Source organism: Streptomyces sp. NPDC093801 (assembly GCF_040701585.1).
Lineage (GTDB): Bacteria > Actinomycetota > Actinomycetes > Streptomycetales > Streptomycetaceae > Streptomyces.
Window position 1 is genome coordinate 296,152 of sequence record NZ_JBFBDP010000006.1, and the last position, 12,048, is coordinate 308,199.

Annotated in this window: 12 protein-coding genes and 1 pseudogene; 9 read left to right on the plus strand and 4 right to left on the minus strand. The window is 75.8% G+C overall.

The genetic code is table 11. The annotated features are described in order from the left end of the window. Positions 1–160 precede the first annotated feature (160 nt). The 9 genes from AB0469_RS09405 (at position 161) to AB0469_RS09445 (ending at position 9,514) form a co-directional block, all read left to right on the plus strand. Positions 161–847 (plus strand): pyridoxamine 5'-phosphate oxidase family protein, encoded by a 687-nt coding sequence (locus AB0469_RS09405; protein WP_366450736.1) that lies wholly within the window; start codon positions 161–163, stop codon positions 845–847. Continuing rightward, positions 844–1,599, plus strand: a complete 756-nt coding sequence (locus AB0469_RS09410; RefSeq protein WP_366450737.1) for an HAD-IA family hydrolase — start codon at positions 844–846, stop codon at positions 1,597–1,599. Before AB0469_RS09405 ends, AB0469_RS09410 begins: the two co-directional genes overlap by 4 nt. Then, positions 1,596–3,995, plus strand: a complete 2,400-nt coding sequence (locus tag AB0469_RS09415) for a glycoside hydrolase family 65 protein (protein ID WP_366450738.1) — start codon at positions 1,596–1,598, stop codon at positions 3,993–3,995. The genes AB0469_RS09410 and AB0469_RS09415 overlap by 4 nt, the downstream gene beginning before the upstream one ends. Positions 3,996–4,087: 92 nt before the next feature. Next, entirely contained in the window at positions 4,088–4,537 is a 450-nt protein-coding gene (locus AB0469_RS09420) for a universal stress protein (RefSeq protein WP_366450739.1), read from the plus strand. A 126-nt stretch (positions 4,538–4,663) separates the two neighbouring features. Next, on the plus strand, positions 4,664–5,161 hold the full coding sequence (locus AB0469_RS09425) for a flavodoxin domain-containing protein (protein ID WP_366450740.1): 498 nt from the start codon (positions 4,664–4,666) through the stop codon (positions 5,159–5,161). 38 nt (positions 5,162–5,199) lie between these two features. Beyond that, entirely contained in the window at positions 5,200–5,796 is a 597-nt protein-coding gene (locus AB0469_RS09430; protein WP_366450741.1) for a hypothetical protein, read from the plus strand. Positions 5,797–5,911: 115 nt separating this feature from the next. Continuing rightward, positions 5,912–6,832, plus strand: coding sequence for a universal stress protein (locus tag AB0469_RS09435; protein WP_366450742.1), 921 nt, complete (start codon positions 5,912–5,914; stop codon positions 6,830–6,832). Beyond that, the gene (locus AB0469_RS09440; protein WP_366450743.1) at positions 6,829–7,686 is read left to right on the plus strand and encodes a universal stress protein; all 858 of its coding nucleotides are present in this window, start codon (positions 6,829–6,831) and stop codon (positions 7,684–7,686) included. Before AB0469_RS09435 ends, AB0469_RS09440 begins: the two co-directional genes overlap by 4 nt. Positions 7,687–7,783: 97 nt before the next feature. Next, positions 7,784–9,514, plus strand: coding sequence for a GAF domain-containing protein (locus AB0469_RS09445; protein ID WP_366450744.1), 1,731 nt, complete (start codon positions 7,784–7,786; stop codon positions 9,512–9,514). A 36-nt stretch (positions 9,515–9,550) separates the two neighbouring features. On the opposite strand, the gene AB0469_RS09450 is transcribed toward AB0469_RS09445, so the two are convergent. The 4 genes and pseudogenes from AB0469_RS09450 to AB0469_RS09465 all read right to left on the minus strand — a co-directional run. Further along, positions 9,551–10,210 (minus strand): CBS domain-containing protein, encoded by a 660-nt coding sequence (locus AB0469_RS09450; RefSeq protein WP_366450745.1) that lies wholly within the window; start codon positions 10,208–10,210, stop codon positions 9,551–9,553. Between the two features lie 234 nt (positions 10,211–10,444). Beyond that, positions 10,445–11,332: a glutathione S-transferase C-terminal domain-containing protein gene (locus AB0469_RS09455; protein WP_366450746.1), complete on the minus strand. Its 888-nt coding sequence runs from the start codon at positions 11,330–11,332 to the stop codon at positions 10,445–10,447. A 96-nt stretch (positions 11,333–11,428) separates the two neighbouring features. Next, complete coding sequence (locus AB0469_RS09460; RefSeq protein WP_366450747.1) at positions 11,429–11,584, minus strand: hypothetical protein; 156 nt, start codon at positions 11,582–11,584, stop codon at positions 11,429–11,431. Positions 11,585–11,742: 158 nt separating this feature from the next. Further along, a pseudogene (locus tag AB0469_RS09465) lies at positions 11,743–12,048 on the minus strand (sulfate ABC transporter substrate-binding protein); the annotation flags it as partial.

The following is a 12,048-nucleotide window of genomic DNA, read 5'->3' on the forward strand; positions in this document are numbered from 1 at the left end:
CCGGGCAGGAGCAGCCTGGCGGTGACCCCCCTCCTTCCTCCTTCACCCAGCACGGAGACCGGCACGGAGAGGCCGCAGTCATGGGAGAAGCCCCCGAGGCCGTGTCCGGCGGACCGCGGCGCGACACGGCCGCCCTACCGCTCCAGGAGCAGTGAGTGCCATGCAGAGGACGCCGAGCATCCATCCGCACCCGTCCGGCGGGACGGCCGGACGCACCGACCTCGGCCGCCGCCTGGCGGCCGGCCGTGAAGCCCTCGGCCTGACCCGCGAGGAACTGGGCCGCAGATGCGGAGTGGACGGCAACTACATCGCGTACCTGGAGGAACACGCCGCCTCGCCGTCCATCGGCACCCTCGTCCGGGTCGCCGACGTGCTCGGCGTGACCGTCGACGACCTGACCGGCGCCAACGCCGGCCGGACGGCCGGCCGGTCCACGGCCCGGCGCGACACGGCCCTGGTTCCGCTGGACGAGGAGGAGTGCCGGTCCCTGCTGGGCACGCACGGCGTGGGGCGCATCGCCGTCTTCACCCCCGAGGGCCCGGCCGTCCTCCCGGTCAACTACCTGGTCGCGGGGGCCGACATCGCGTTCCGCACCGCCGCGGAGACCGTCGCCGCCCGGGCGGCGGGGACGGAGGCCGCCTTCGAGATCGACAACATCGACGACGTCACGGCCGGCGGCTGGAGCGTCCTTGCCGTCGGCGAGCTGAGGGCCGTCACGGCCTCCGAGGAGATCCGCCACCTGGCGGCCACGGCCCGCTCCCAGCCCTGGGCCGGCGGCCCGCGCAGCCACTGGATGAAGATCACCCCCGCCCGGCTCACCGGCCGCCGCGTCACGCACGGCTCATGAGCGGCGTGGGGGCGGTCGTCTTCGACACCGACGGCGTGCTCCTCGCCACGGCGGCCCGCCACGCGGCCGCCTGGAAGGAGGCCTTCGACGGCTGCCTCGCCGCGTGGCGGCCGGCCGCCGGGGGACCGTCCCGGCCGTTCGACGCCGTCCGCGACTACCGGGACCTGGTGGACGGCAGGTCCCGCCTCGACGGGGTGCGCGCGTTCCTCGCCTCCCGCCGGATCGACCTGCCCCCGGGGACCCCCCAGGACGCACCGGGGTGCGCGACCGTCCACGCGGTCGCGGCCCGCAAGGAGCGGATCTTCTCCGAGGCGGTCCGGACCCACGGCGTCGAGGCCTACGACGACGTCCGGCCCGTGCTCCTGCGGCTGCGGGCGGCCACCGTGCGGTGCGCGGCCGTCTCGGCCTCGCGGCACGCGCGCCCCCTCCTGGAGGCCACCGGCCTCCTCGGCCTCTTCGACGCCGTGGTGGACGGCCGGGACGGCGCGCTGCTGGGCCTGCCGGGGAAACCCGACCCCGCCCTCTTCCTGGAGGCCGCCGACCGCCTCGGCACGGTCCCGGAGCGGACCGCCGTGGTGGAGGACGCCCTCGCCGGCGTGGAAGCGGGACGCGGGGGAGGGTTCCGCCTGGTCGTGGGAGTCGACCGGGGCGACGACCCGGGCAGGGGCGCGGCCCTCCTCGCGCACGGCGCCCACCTCGTCCTCACCGGCCTCGCGCCGCTGACCGCCGCCCTCGAGGACGGCCGCCCGTGAACGCCACCTGGCGGTGGGAGTACCCCCGCTACGACCCCGCCGCCGAGCGGCTGGTCGAGGCCCTGTGCACCCTCGGCAACGGCCGCTTCGCCACCCGGGGTTCGGCCCCCGAGTGCGTCACGGACGACATCCACTACCCGGGCACGTACCTCGCCGGCTGCTACGACCGGCTCACCTCCACCGTCGCCGGGCGGGAGGTCTCCAACGAGGACATGGTCCGGCTGCCGGACTGGACCGCCCTGCGCTACCGCTGCCTGCCCGACGGCGCGGCGCCCGGCGACTGGCTCACCCCCGACCACCCCGCCCTGCGCCACTGCAGCGTCTCGCTGGACCTGCGCTCGGGCACCCTCACCCGCCGCATGCTCTTCCACGACGCCGAAGGCCGCCGCCTCGGCGTCACCCACACCCGCCTCGTCCACATGGGCGACCCGCACCTCGCCGCTCAGCGCACCGTCCTGCGCGCGTACGGCTGGCAGGGCGGGATCGAGGTCGAGTCCGTCCTCGACGGGGACGTCGCCAACGAGGGCGTCGACCGCTACCGGGCCCTGGCCGGACGGCACCTCGTCGGCCACCGGGCCGGAGTCGAGGCGCAGGGCACGGCCTGGCTGTCCTGTGCCACCGCCGGCTCGCACCTGCGGATCGGGCTCGCCGTGCGCACCTCGGCGCACCCCCTGGCCGCCATCGGCGCGGCCTGCACGGACACCGCCGCGCGGCAGACCCTCGTCCTGCCCGTCCGGCGCGCGCGACCGGTCGTGATCGTCAAGACCGCGGCCCTGTTCACCTCGCTCGACCGGCCCTGGGGCGATCCCGCGGCGCGCAGCGTCGAACACGCCGGATCGGCGCCGGACTTCCCCACCCTGACGGCCTCCCACCGGGCGGCGTGGCAACGGCTGTGGAACGAGGGGGAGGTGAGGGCGCCGGGCGGGAGCGGGCGGGCCCTGCGCCTCCACGTCTTCCACGTCCTGCAGACGCTCTCCCCGCACACGGCGGAACTCGACGCCGGCGTCCCGGCCCGCGGCCTGCACGGCGAGGCCTACCGGGGCCACGTCTTCTGGGACGAACTGTTCGTCCTGCCCTACCTCGCCCTGCACTTCCCCGAGACCGCCCGCGCCCTGCTGATGTACCGCCACCGACGGCTCCCCGCCGCCCGCGAGGCCGCCCGCCGCGCCGGGGCCGGGGGAGCCGCCTTCCCCTGGCAGGGCGGCAGTTCCGGATCCGAGGAGACGCAGCGGCTGCACCTCAACCCGCGCTCCGGCCGCTGGCTGCCCGACCACTCGCGCCTCCAGCACCACGTCGGGTCCGCCGTCGCCTGGAACGTCTGGCAGTACGGCCGGGCCACCGGCGACACGGGGTTCATGCACGGTCCCGGCGCCGAACTCCTGCTGCACGTCGCCCGGTTCTGGGCCGACACGGCGACCTGGGACCCCGGGACGGGGCGCTACCGGATCCGCGGCGTCGTCGGCCCCGACGAGTACCACGACGCCTACCCGGACACCGGCGCCCCCGGCATCGACGACAACGCCTACACCAACGTCACCGCCGCCTGGGTGCTCGCCCGCGCCCTCGACCTGTACGGCGTACTCCCGGCGGCCCGGCGCGCCGAGCTCCTCGCGCAACTCGGCACGGACCACGACGGCCTGCGCGCCTGGGAGGACGTCTCGCGGCGCCTGTACGTGCCGTTCCACCGCGATGTCATCAGCCAGTTCCACGGCTACGGCGACCTCGCCGAGCTGGACTGGGACGCGTACCGGGCCCGCTACCACGACATCCGCCGCTTGGACCGCATCCTGGAGGCCGAGGGCGACACCCCCAACCGCTACCAGGCCTCCAAACAGGCCGACACCCTCATGCTGGGCTACCTCTTCCGCCCCGACGAGCTCGGCCGGCTGTTCGCCCGGCTCGGCTACCCGATGGACGAGGAGCTGTGGCGCCGGACGGTCGCCTACTACCTGCGGCGGACCTGCCACGGCTCGACGCTCAGCAGCCTCGTCCACGGCTGGGTCCTCGCCCGGCAGCACGGCGCCGACGCCTGGCGCTACTGCCGGGAGGCCCTCCTCGGCGACATCACCGACATCCAGGGCGGCACCACCGGCGAGGGCGTCCACCTCGGCGCCATGGGCGGCACCCTCGACCTCGTCGAGCGCGGCATCGTGGGCCTCGCCCCCGACACCCACGGCCTGCGCATCGATCCGGCTCCCCTCGCCGAGGTGCCGGCCTCCTCGTTCTCCGTCTGCTTCCTCGGGCACCGGGACGTCCGCGTCACCTTCCGCACGGCCCGCATCGGCATCAGGGTCCCGCCCTCCTCCCGGGGCCCGCTGCCCCTCGTCCTGCCCGGAGACCGGCGCGAGAGCGTCGCCGCGGGCCAGGAGAGGTGGTTCTCCCTGCGCAGGCGCTGAACGGCGGGGCACCGCGTACGGGGCCGTCCCGTGTGGCGGTGTCCGAACGCCTCGGACACTGTGGAGGTACAGGCACGGGAAGGTGAGGCGGAATGGACACGCAACCAGAGGAGACGCGGGTCGTGGTGGGCCTCGACGGATCGCCTTCGTCCCAGGCCGCGCTGCGCTGGGCGGTCCGGTACGCCGACCTGGTGAACGGCAGGGTGGAGGCGGTCGGCGCGTGGGACGTGCCCGGGGCCGCCTCCTGGTCGGCACCGGCGGTGGACGTCGGATTCGACCGGGAGGAGGCCGAGCGGAGCCTGGTCGAGGAGGTCCGCACGGTCCTCGGCGCGGACGGCGCCTCCCGGGTGCACCAGCGCCTGGTGCGGGGCAATCCCGCCCACGTCCTGGTGGACGCGGCCGAGGGCGCCGACCTGCTGGTGGTGGGCAGCCGGGGCCGGGGCGGCTTCCGCCGGGCCCTGCTCGGCTCGGTCAGCCAGCAGGTCGCCCTCCACGCCCCCTGCCCGGTCACCATCATCCGGCCGGACTCCGCCGCCGGATAGCCCCGGAGGGACGGGACCGGGGAGGACCGGATGGTCCCCTCCGGGAGCCGTCCGGCCCATGCGGCGGCGCCGCCGGCCGCGTGAGAGTGGGTGCGGACCCCGTCACGCGTCCCAGGAGGATCCGTCATGAGCACCAAGCGCGTTCTGGTCGCCTACGGCACCGAGTACGGCGGCACCGCCGGCATCGCGGAGCAGATCGGCGAGACCCTCCGCGAGGACGGCCTCGACGCCGTCGTGCTGCCCGCCGCCGACGTCCACGACGTCCGCGGCTACGACGCCGTCGTCCTCGGCGGATCCCTCCGCGGCGGCCGCTGGAGCAGCAAGGCCGCCCACTGCGCCGAGCGCAACGCGGACTCCCTCAGGCACCGGCCGGTGTGGCTGTTCAGCAGCGGCCCCCTCGACCGCTCCGCCGAGGAGCACGACATACCCCCCGTCGCCGCCGTCGCCCGGCAGATGCAGCTCATCGGAGCGCGCGAGCACATGACCTTCGGCGGCACCATCACGGCCCGGACCCCCGGGCTCCTCGCCAGGGCACTCATCCGGCAGGGCAAGGGCGGAGACTTCCGCAACCCCGAGCGGATCCGGACCTGGGCCCACCACATCGGCTCCGAGCTGGCCGCCTGAGCGGGCGGCCGACAGCGGACGCAGCACGGAGGCGCGTCATGGACCACCGCAGGCCGGGGGACCCGACCAACCCGCTCCGCCGCGACGCCGACCGCGCCCGCACCCGTCTGCGCGCCACCTTCGTACTGGCCTGCCTGCTGGCCGCGGTCTGCGGCGCCGCGGTCGGACGGGCCGCCTGGGCGGCCGCCGAGCGCGCCGCCGAGGAGACCGCCCGCCACCGGCACTCCGTCACGGCCGTCACCGTCGGCGAGGCCACCTACCGGGACGGGCCGGGGGAGAACACCCGCTCCCTGCCCGTGGCCCCCGCGACCTGGAACTACCCGGCCCACCGCGCCCACACGCAGACCGTCCCCGTCCCCGGATCGACCCGCAACGGGGACACCGTTCGGCTCTGGGTCGACGACCACGGCCGCCCGGCCGCCGAACCCCCCGGCACGGCCGACATCGCCCTCAACGCCGTCGGCCTGGGCACCGGCGCCTGGGCCGTGCTCGTCCTCGCCGCCGGAGTCGCCGTCTACGCACGGCTGTGGAGCGTCGACCGGCACAGTGCGCAAGAGTGGGAGCGGGAGTGGGAACAGGTCGAGCCGCACTGGTCCGGACGGCTGCGCCCCGGCCAGGGCAGCAGCGACGACTGAGGCCGCCGATGGGGCCCTTCGGCCCCGGCCGCGGTCCCGGGCGGCCCTCCCGCGCCGGCGCCGGCGGTGCCAGCGTGAAGGGTGTCCCTCATCGTGTTCTCGGTTGGGAGGAACCGTGGAAAGCACATCCCGCACTCCGGACACCGGCCCGGTGGTCGTCGGCGTGGACGGTTCGGACGCGGCCCGCACGGCCGCCCAGTGGGCGGCCGCCGAGGCGGTGCGCCGCGACCGCCCCCTGCACGTCGTCCACGGGGCCGACACCGAAGGCACGGCCCTCCACCTGTCCGCGCAGGCCCTCGAACGGGTCCGCGCCGACGCACGGAACGCCGGCGGGGAACTCCTGGACGCGACGGCGCGGGCCCTGCGCACCGAGCACCCCGGCCTCGACGTGACCACCGGGTTCAGCACCGCGGACGCCGTCGACAGCCTGCGGCGGGCCGCGGGCCCGCACGGCACGATCGTCGTGGGCCACCGGGGCCAGGACGGATTCGACTCCCTGATGCTCGGCTCCGTCGCCCTGGACGTCGCGGCCGCCGCCACGACCCCCGTCGTCGTGGTCCGCGGCACCGTCCGGGACGAGGAGACCGGCACCGTGCTCGTCGCCGTCCGCGACGTCCGCGACCTCCCGCACGCCCGCTACGCCGCCCGCGAGGCCGAACTGCGCAAGGCGTCCCTGCGCCTCCTGCACGTCTGGAACGTCCTCCACTCCGTCGGCGAGGTCGTCAGCATGCTCGACGGCGTCGACGAGATCGCGGGGGCGCACGCGGCCGCCCTCAAGGCCGTCGGGGACGCCGTCGGCGACGGGTTCCCCGAGCTGGAGGTGAGCGCCGACGCCGAGAAGGGCGTCTCCGTGGCGGGTGCCCTGGTCGAGGCCTCCCGTGACGCCGACCTGCTCGTCATGGGCGGCCGCCGCGACCCGAGGAGCCACCGGATCGCCCGCGGCCTGGGCCGCGTCACCCACCGCGTCCTGCACCACGCGCACTGCCCCGTCCTCCTGCTCCCCAGGCCGGACGGCGACCCCGGGAGCGGGTCGTGACCGGCCGCGGCGGGCACGACGTCGTCGTCGGCATCGACCCGGCCGGGAACTGGCACCTCCCGCTGGCCTGGGCCGTCGACGAGGCACAGCGCCGCCGCCTGCCCCTGCGCCTGGTGCTCGCCGTGCCGCCGTGGCACGGCACCCGGCACGCGGACGGGGCGCCCGGCCCGACGGCCCCCGCCCAGGAGGCGTCCGACACGCTCGACGAGGCCTGCGGCTGGGCGCGCGACCGGCAGCCCGAGGTGGCCGTCTCCGGGGAGCTGCCGGCCGGGTTCCCCACCGCTGCCCTGGGCCGCGCGGCCCGGGAGGCCCGCATGGTCGTGCTCGGCTCCCGCCACCTCAGCCGGACGGCCGAGTTCCTCAGTGCCGGATCCACCGTGGTCCCCGTCAGCGCCCAGGCCGACTGCCCGGTCGTCGTGGTGGGCGACGCCGAGCACATCAGCCAGCAGCCGCCCTACCTCGTCGTCGGCGTCGACGGCAGCCCGTCCGCCGGGGCGGCCCTGGCCTTCGCCTTCGACGAAGCCGACCTGCGCGCCGCCGCCCTCCGGGCCGTCTGCGTGTGGCAGCCGCCCGCCTTCTCCCCGCACGACGGGGAGGCGGCCCTGCGGGCCCAGCGCGCCATGCTCTCCGAGGCCACCGCCGGCCTGTCGGACAAGTACCCCGACGTGCGCGTCACGCACGAGGTCCTCACCGGCCACCCGGTCGAGGAACTCGGACGGGCCGCCGAGCACGCCCTCGCCGTCGTCGTGGGCCGCCGCGGACGCGGCGGATACACCGGCATGCGGCTCGGGTCCGTCGTCCACGGCCTCCTGCACCGCGCGCACTGCCCGGTGATTACCGTACCGGGGCGGTGAGGGGCGGTACGGCCGTGTGTCAGAGGGGGAAAACCGGGGTCGGCGGGACTACCGTGGAGGAGGTGGTTCTCCGTGGTGCCGTCGGCCGGAGGTGGACATGAGCGGAGACGGCCAGTCCGCCCGGGCCGGAGTGCCAAGGCTGCGGCTGGACGAACTGCTCGACGAGCTGCAGGTGCGCATCGACGAGGTCAGGGGGACCCGGGACCGGCTGAACGGCCTGCTCGAGGCCGTCATGTCGGTGGGCCGCGAACTGGACCTGCCCCAGGTGCTGCGCGGCATCGTCGAAGCCGCCGTCGTCCTCGTGGACGCCGAGTACGGGGCCCTCGGCGTCATCGGCGACGACCGGAAGCTGGCCGAGTTCCTGCCCGTCGGCATCACCGACGAGCTCCGCGCCCGCATCGGCGACCTGCCCTCGGGCCACGGGATCCTCGGCGAACTCATCCGCCGCCCGGAACCCCTGCGGCTGTCCGAGCTGTCCGAGCACCCCGCCTCCTACGGCTTCCCCGCCCACCACCCGCCGATGCACTCCTTCCTCGGCGTCCCCGTCCGCGTCCGCGAGGAGGTCTTCGGCAACCTCTACCTGACCGAGAAACGGGGCGGGATCGCCTTCGACGAGGAGGACGAGGCCGTCCTGTCCACGCTCGCGGTCGCGGCCGGCATCGCCATCGAGAACGCCCGCCTCTTCGAGGAGGTCCGCCTGCGCGAGCGCTGGCTGGCCGCCAGCTCGGACATCACCAGCGCCCTCCTCTCCGGCACGCGCCAGGACGAGGTCCTCGAAGGGATGCTGGAGCGGGCCAAGGACATCACCCGCGCCGACATGGGCGTCTTCTACCTCCTCGGCGCCTCCGGGGAGCTGCGCGGCTCCCTGGCCCTGGGGGACGGAGCCGCGGCACACCGCGGCATCGTCCTGCCGAGCACCGCCGGGACCCTGGCCGAGGCCGCCCTGGCGGGGGACGGGCTGGTCACGGTCGCGGACGTGGCGGACGACCCGCGCGTCACCGTCCAGCCGGAGCGGTGGGCCGGCTTCGGCCCGGCCGTCGCCGTCACCGTCGGTACCAAGGAGAAGCTCAGCGGGGTCCTGATCCTCGCCCGCGGGCACGGCAGCGCGGCGTTCGCCACCGCCGAGGTCGCCGCCCTGCCCGGGTTCGCCGGCCAGGCCGCCCTCGCCCTCGAACTGGCCGAGCGGCGCCGCGACGCCGAGCAGATGAGCATGCTGGAGGACCACGACCGCATCGCCCGCGACCTCCACGACCTCGCCATCCAGCGCCTCTTCGCCACCGGGATGACCCTCCAGAGCGCCCAGCGCTTCGTCGACCACCCCGAGGCGTCCGAACGCCTCGCGCGCGCCGTGGACGACCTCGACGCCACCATCAAGATCATCCGGTCCACCATCTTCGGGCTCCGCGACCACCAGGCCTCCGGTGCCCCGCCCAAGCTGCGCTCCCGCACCGTCCGGGTCGTCGACGAAGCCGCCGCGGTCCTCGGCTTCGCCCCGGCACTGCGCATGGAGGGCCTGATCGACACCGAGGTCCCGCCCGCGGTCGCCGACGAGGTCCTCGCCGTCCTCGGAGAGGCCCTGACCAACGTCGCGCGCCACGCCCGGGCCACCCGCGCGGAGGCCTCCGTCGCCGTCGCCGGCGGCGTCCTCACCGTCACCGTGTCCGACGACGGCGTCGGCCCGCCCGGGGGCGGCCACCGCAGCGGCCTGCGGAACCTGGAGGAACGCGCCGCGAGGCTCGGCGGCGGACTGGAGATCGGCCCCCGGCCGGAGGGACGGCCGGGCACCCGGCTCATCTGGTGGGTGCCGCTCGCCCCGCCACCGGGATGACGGCCGCCGGACGCGGGAGCCCGCCACCGGGCCGGTTCACGGGCGGCTGCCGACGTCGTCCGTCTCCCACGCCAGGTGCTCCGTGACGCCGACGACCCCGTCGACGGTCCGGCACAGCCGCTCGACGACGGGGACGAGGCTCCTGAAGGGCACCGCGCCGTGCAACGCCACCCGTCCGTCCCGGACGGTGGCGGACACGGCGGCGGGATCCAGGCGCAGGGTCCGGTCGAGGACCTCCGCGGTGATCTCCTGGCGGATGGCGTCGTCGTCGCGCAGGAAGATCCGCAGCAGGTCGCCCCGGGTCACGATGCCCACCAGCACGTCGGCGCCGTCGACCACCAGGAGCCGCTTGACCCGCTGGCTCTCCATGAGCCGGGCGGCCTCGGCGACGGTCCAGTCGGGCCGGGCGCAGACGGCGGGCGCCGACATCAGCTCCTCCGCCCTCGTGCCGGCGGCCTTGTCGCTCTCCCACGGCTCGGGACGCGGCAGCGAGCGGAACCAGTCCCCCTGGTCGGCGGACTTCGGCAGCAGGTCGCCCTCCGAGATCACGCCCAGCGGGTGGCCGGCGGCGTCGGTCACCGCCACCGCGGACACCCGGTGCTCGCCGAGCGTGCGCACGATGTCCTTGAACGCGGCGTGAGCGGGGACCGTGACCACCTCGCGGGTCATCAGCTCGCCCACCTCTCTGTGCCTCACCGTTCTCTCCTTCCGCCGGGGCCGCCGCCCGGCCGCCGGCGTCCGTTCCCTCCCACACTGGCCTCCCCCGCTCCCGGGGAGTAGGGCCGACCGGACCCCGGACGGGGACTGAGCGGCCCGGGTCCCCTCCCGGGCCGCCGCCCGGCCGGAGGCTCCCGGGCGAGCCGCGGGGGCTGCGTGGCAGAGCCCGGCCTCCGGGCGGGCGACGGCGCCCGCCCGGCGGCGCCGGAGCCCTCATCGGGTTCCGGTCGTCCTCAAGGCGGTGGGCGGGGCCGGCGTGCCCGTGGCGGGGGCGGGCCAGTCCACGATCCGTACCGCCGCGCCGGCGGCCTCCTCGCCCCGGCAACGGGCGTGGTGGCGCAGGGCGATGGCGTCCAGGTCGAGGTGGGGGGCGAAGGCGGGGTGCGAGGCCAGACGGCGCGCGTACGACCACAGGTGCGGGTGGTCGGTGAGGCGGTACACCGCGGCCGCGTCCAGGTGCCAGCGGTGCACCGTGTCCAGCTGCACCAGCGTCACCCACACCTGCACGTCGGCGGCGGTGGGTTTCCCGCCCAGCACGTACGCCGAGGAGGCGAGCCGCCGCTCCAGCGCGCCCAGTCCGCGCAGCAGGACGGCCAGCGCGGCGTCGCGGGCCCGGGGGTCGGCGCCGGACCGGCCGGCGCGCTGCGCCGCCGCGTTGACGTCCTGTTCGCAGAGCAGGCGGACGGCTTCGACCGCCGCATCGGCGCCGTCCGGGTACAGGCGCGCGCCGCGGGTGTCGAAGCGCCTGCCCAGGTCCTGGAGGATGTCCGGGGCGTGGGTGCTGACGATCCGTCCGGTCCAGCGGTCGCCGAGGACCGGGGCCGCGGCCGGACCGGGGTACTGGTGGGAGCTGGCCTGGTACAGGGGCCGCAGTGCCAGGTACCCGCCGTCGGGGGCGTCGGGCACGGCGGGCAGCAGGGTCAGCGGGAGGGAGTCCTCCAGGCCGAGCAGGCCGTGCGTGATCGCGATCTGCAGACAGTGCGGAGCGGACGGTGCGAGGTGGAGCCGGTAGCGGTGCGGGACGGCGGGGTAGCCGCTGCGGGCGTCACGGCCGATCCTGCTCCGGAAGGACGGGACGGCTGCCGGGTGGGTCGTGGACATGCGTCTCCCTGGGAATGCTCGGTCACGGGTGTGCGACGGCGGCGGCCGGCGCCGGATTCGGCGCGGCCGGGACCCGGAGGGTGGGGGCGCGGAGGATCAGGGGCGGCCGGGCGCGGGACCGCCGCGGTGCAGGGGATCCGCCGCACTGCACACGCGCAGGAGGTCGATGTGGCGGCGTGAGGTCAGCAGCGGCAGCAGCAGGACGACGGCACGGACGCCGTCGGTGCCGCGGGCCGGTGCTGAGCAACCCATAATTCCCTACCGGTTTACTGGGGATCGCCGTTCTGGAGTGTCGACGCGTGTCCGGGCGCTGTCAAGACCGCCCGGGAGCCGCCCGTCGTGGCGGCACCGGCTCCGCGGGGCGGACGCCCCGGTGGAGCCGGTGCCGTTGTACGGGTGGTGCCCCGGGGTTACTTGGCGGCGAGGCCGGCGTCGGAGACCTCGGGCTTGCCGGCGGCCTTGAGGACCTTGTTGAGGAGGGTGAGGTCGTAGATGCCGGTGAGGTCGGGCTTTTCCAGGAGCTTGGCCTTGACGGCCCACTCGGACTCGGTCTTGAGGGTGGAGGCGAGGGGGTCGTCGGTGACGAGGAGGGACTGCCAGGCCGGGTCGAGGACCTTGGCGTCGAGTTCCTTGCCGCTGTCGGCCTTGAGCTTGGCGTTGGCGGAGGCCTTGGCCTTCTCGGGGTTGGCGTTGATCCACTCGTTGGTCTTGACGGT

Bases quoted from the DNA above. Each gene is read 5' to 3' on its own strand.
- AB0469_RS09460 (WP_366450747.1), bottom strand. From the start codon at position 11,584: ATGGGTTGCTCAGCACCGGCCCGCGGCACCGACGGCGTCCGTGCCGTC.
- AB0469_RS09445 (WP_366450744.1), top strand. From the start codon at position 7,784: ATGAGCGGAGACGGCCAGTCCGCCCGGGCCGGAGTGCCAAGGCTGCGG.
- AB0469_RS09455 (WP_366450746.1), bottom strand. From the start codon at position 11,332: ATGTCCACGACCCACCCGGCAGCCGTCCCGTCCTTCCGGAGCAGGATC.
- AB0469_RS09410 (WP_366450737.1), top strand. From the start codon at position 844: ATGAGCGGCGTGGGGGCGGTCGTCTTCGACACCGACGGCGTGCTCCTC.
- AB0469_RS09405 (WP_366450736.1), top strand. From the start codon at position 161: ATGCAGAGGACGCCGAGCATCCATCCGCACCCGTCCGGCGGGACGGCC.
- AB0469_RS09420 (WP_366450739.1), top strand. From the start codon at position 4,088: ATGGACACGCAACCAGAGGAGACGCGGGTCGTGGTGGGCCTCGACGGA.
- AB0469_RS09430 (WP_366450741.1), top strand. From the start codon at position 5,200: ATGGACCACCGCAGGCCGGGGGACCCGACCAACCCGCTCCGCCGCGAC.
- AB0469_RS09425 (WP_366450740.1), top strand. From the start codon at position 4,664: ATGAGCACCAAGCGCGTTCTGGTCGCCTACGGCACCGAGTACGGCGGC.